We start from the raw sequence: 2200 nt of genomic DNA, 5'->3' as shown, positions 1-2200 counted from the left end.
CCGGGGCCGGCGGCGGCCCGTGCAGCGCAGGGCCTTCCAAGCGGCGACGGTGCTCTGCTCGTTGGCGCTGGCGCCGAGCGCGTGGCTGTGGTGCTCGGCCGGGGACCGGGTCGGCACGGTGGCCAGCGTGCCGTCCGCGCCGGTCGCGGTGGTCTTCGGTGCCGGGCTGGACCAGGGCAAGCCGTCGCCGTACCTGGAGCACCGGCTGAGCGCGGCGCTGGACCTGTACCGGGCGGGGAAGGTGCAGGCGATCCTGGTGACCGGCGACAACGGCCGGGACAGCTACGACGAGCCGGACGCGATGCGGACGTACCTGATCGAGCACGGGGTGCCGGCGGTCCGGGTGGTGGGCGACTACGCGGGCTTCGACACCTGGAACTCCTGCACCCGGGCCCGGCGGGTCTTCGGGGTGGAACGGGCGGTGCTGGTCAGCCAGGACTTCCACGTCCGCCGGGCGCTGGCCCTGTGCGAGGCGGCGGGCATCGACGCGTACGCGGTCGGGGTGCCGGAACCGCACGACGGCACCTGGCTGTACGGCGGGCTGCGGGAGATCCCCGGGGCGGGCAAGGCGGCGGTCAACGCCTGGCTGCGGCCGGACCCGCTGTTCCTCGGCCCCCGGGAGGACGGCATCCCGAAGGCTCTGGCGGACGCGGCGCAGGGCTAGGGACAGGACCTGGGCCCTGCGCGGGTTCGTACGCATTGTCGGACCCCTGCGGGATGATCGGCGGGTGCGATCACTGCCGAGCATCATCCACCTCGACATGGACGCCTTCTTCGCGGCGGTGGAGCAGGCGGCCAAGCCGAGCCTGCGCGGCAAACCCGTGGTCGTCGGCGGGCTCGGCGGGCGCGGGGTGGTCTCCACCGCCTCGTACGAGGCGCGGAGGTTCGGGGTGCACTCGGCGATGCCGATGGCGCAGGCGCGCCGGCTCTGCCCCAACGCGGCCTTTCTGAGCGGCCGGTTCGAGGCCTACCGGCAGGTCAGCGAGCTCGTGATGGGTCTGCTGCGCGAGCTGTCGCCGCTGGTGCAGCCGCTCAGCCTGGACGAGGCCTTCGTCGACCTGGAGGCCGGCCCCTACGGTCCGGTGCTGGCCGAGTCCGACCACGAGACCGGGGAGCGGCTGGTGCTCGCCCTGGCGGAGGACCTGCGGGCGGACATCCAGCGGCGCACCGGGCTGACCGGGTCGGTCGGGGCCGCCGGCTCCAAGCTGATGGCGAAGATCGCCTCCGAGCAGGCCAAACCGGACGGGCTGGTGCTGATCGAACCCGGGCAGGAGCGGGCCGTGCTCGGCCCGATGCCGGTCCGGGCGCTGCCCGGGATCGGGCCGGCCACCGAGCAGGTGCTGCGGCGGGCCGGACTGAACACCGTGGCGGACCTCGCCGAGGCGGGGGAGGGCGAGCTGGTGCAGCTGCTCGGGCGGGCGCACGGCGCCGGTGTGCACCAGATGTCGATAGGGCTGGACGACCGGCCGGTGGTGGCCGATCAGGACGCCAAGTCGGTCTCGGTGGAGGACACCTTCGAGGTGGACCTCGCCGACCGGGACCGGGTGCTGCGCGAGGTGGAGGTGCTGGCCGCCCGGTGCGTGCGGCGGCTGCGCGCGGCCGGGCGGTCGGGGCGGACGGTGGTGCTCAAGGTCCGGCGGTTCGACTTCTCGACGCTGACCCGTTCGGAGACGCTGCGCGGGCCCACCGACGACGAGGCGGTGGTCATCGAGACGGCGCGCCGGCTGGCCTCCCAGGTGGACATCACCGGCGGGGTGCGGCTGCTCGGGGTGGGGGTCGCCCAGCTGGCCGACTACACCCAGGAGGACTTGTTCGCGCAGGCCCTGCGGGAGGAGGCGGCCGAGCACGCGGAGGCGGAGGTCGAGGCGGCGGAGGAGGAGCCGGAGGCGGCCGCGCCGCGCCGCTGGATGCCCGGGCAGGACGTCCGCCATGCCGAGCTGGGGCCCGGGTGGGTGCAGGGCAGCGGTGTCGGGCGGGTCACCGTGCGGTTCGAGACGCCGTGGAGCGGGCCGGGGCGCATCCGGACCTTCGCGGTGGACGATCCGGCGCTGGAACCGGCCCGTCCGCTGCCGCTGTGGGGGGCCGAGGGGCCGGAGGAGACGGGGGCACCCGGGGGGACGGGGGCGCCGGGGGAGACGGGGGCGCCGGGGGTGTGAAACGCGAAGCGGCCCCAACCGGTGGGGGGAGTACCGGTTGGGGC

At 75.4% G+C, this 2200-nt stretch carries 2 protein-coding genes; both read left to right on the top strand.

Going from position 1 to position 2200, the window contains the following annotated elements; translation table 11 throughout:
* The first annotated feature begins 127 nt into the window (after window positions 1–127).
* Complete coding sequence (locus ACFV6I_RS39260; RefSeq protein WP_380431051.1) at window positions 128–664, top strand: vancomycin high temperature exclusion protein; 537 nt, start codon at window positions 128–130, stop codon at window positions 662–664.
* 64 nt (window positions 665–728) lie between these two features.
* Window positions 729–2156 carry a DNA polymerase IV gene (locus tag ACFV6I_RS39255; RefSeq protein WP_380340916.1) on the top strand — a complete coding sequence of 476 codons (1428 nt, stop codon included), beginning with the start codon at window positions 729–731 and terminating at the stop codon, window positions 2154–2156.
* Window positions 2157–2200: the final 44 nt, after the last annotated feature.

It is taken from the genome of Kitasatospora sp. NPDC059803 (assembly GCF_042732255.1).
Taxonomy (GTDB): domain Bacteria; phylum Actinomycetota; class Actinomycetes; order Streptomycetales; family Streptomycetaceae; genus Kitasatospora.
This window is presented reverse-complemented; position numbering and strand designations above follow the sequence as displayed.